Genomic DNA, 1,349 nt, shown 5'->3' on the forward strand with positions numbered 1-1,349 from the left:
GAGCGGGGTCGCTGCCGACCGGCTCATCCTCGATCCGGGGATGGGATTTTTCTTGAGCCCCGCACCGGAAACATCGCTGCACGTGCTGTCGAACCTTCAAAAGCTGAAGTCGGCGTTGGGGCTTCCGCTATTGGTCTCGGTGTCGCGGAAATCCTTCTTGGGCGCCACCGTTGGCCTTCCTGTAAAGGATCTGGGTCCAGCGAGCCTTGCGGCGGAACTTCACGCGATCGGCAATGGCGCTGACTACGTCCGCACCCACGCGCCTGGAGATCTGCGAAGCGCAATCACCTTCTCGGAAACCCTCGCGAAATTTCGCAGTCGCGACGCCAGAGACCGAGGGTTAGATCATGCCTAGCATTCACCTTCCGGCCGCCCGCTAGCGGACCCTGGTCAGGTTCCGCGAAGGTGGGCGCAGACATGCTGGGCTCGTCAGGATCAAACTGCACTATGAGGCGGCGGTTCATACCGCGCCAGGGGAGCGAATGGACAGCGAGGAGCCTCCGAACGTTCGGGTCGCCTGCTCGGGTGATATCGACGAGGTTGTGCGGCTGATGCACGACGCTGCGGCGTGGATGTCCGCCAAGGGAACGCCCGCCTGGGACGTCGCGCGGATCGACCGGACATTCGCGGAGACCTTCGTCCTGAGATCCGAGCTCCTAGTCGCGAGTTGCAGCGACGGCATCGTCGGCTGTTGCACCTTGTCGGCCGAGGATCCCGAGTTCTGGCCCGACGCCCTCAAGGGGGAGGCCGCATATCTGCACAAGCTCGCGGTGCGACGGACACATGCGGGCCGGGGTGTCAGCTCCGCGCTGATCGAGGCTTGCCGCCATGCCGCGCGAACGCAGGGGTGCGCCAAGCTGCGGCTCGACTGCCACCCGAACCTGCGTGGCCTATACGAGCGGCTCGGATTCACCCACGTCGACACTTTCAATCCCGGCTGGGATCCAACCTTCATCGCAGAACGCCTAGAACTCGAAATCTAACGTCCGTTCGGGCATCGAGGTCCATGTCGGGGTGGGACGGGCCCGTGGCTTCAAGATCACTTGCAGTCCGACCGCGATGTCTTGGTTGCGCGAGAGGTTGTCGATATCCTCCACTTCCATCATCAACCCTGGATAATGCCGCCGCCGTCATCGCCGCCGACGCCCGTGCCGGGCTTTTCGGGCCTGTCAGGCTTGCTCGGCCTTCAGCCTGCCTGGGCGAGATCTCCGGCGGACGGATTAACGGCGGAGCTTCGCCGCCTTTCGTGCGTGTGAAGGCCGAAGATAGTTCTCTCAAAAACATCCGTTTATGAGAGATACCAAATGTCATTTTCAGAAGACGACTGCACCAGTTGATTGGGCGTAATG

General features: G+C 62.3%; 2 protein-coding genes. Both read left to right on the forward strand.

The features are described from left to right. Nucleotides 1-355 (forward strand): dihydropteroate synthase (locus B347_RS0105565; protein ID WP_019408717.1); only part of this gene is annotated, 355 nt, incomplete at its 5' end. 127 nt (nucleotides 356-482) lie between these two features. Next, nucleotides 483-983 (forward strand): GNAT family N-acetyltransferase, encoded by a 501-nt coding sequence (locus tag B347_RS0105570; protein WP_000376623.1) that lies wholly within the window; start codon nucleotides 483-485, stop codon nucleotides 981-983. Nucleotides 984-1,349: the final 366 nt, after the last annotated feature.

This window comes from Pseudomonas psychrophila HA-4 (assembly GCF_000282975.1).
GTDB lineage: Bacteria > Pseudomonadota > Gammaproteobacteria > Pseudomonadales > Pseudomonadaceae > Aquipseudomonas > Aquipseudomonas psychrophila_A.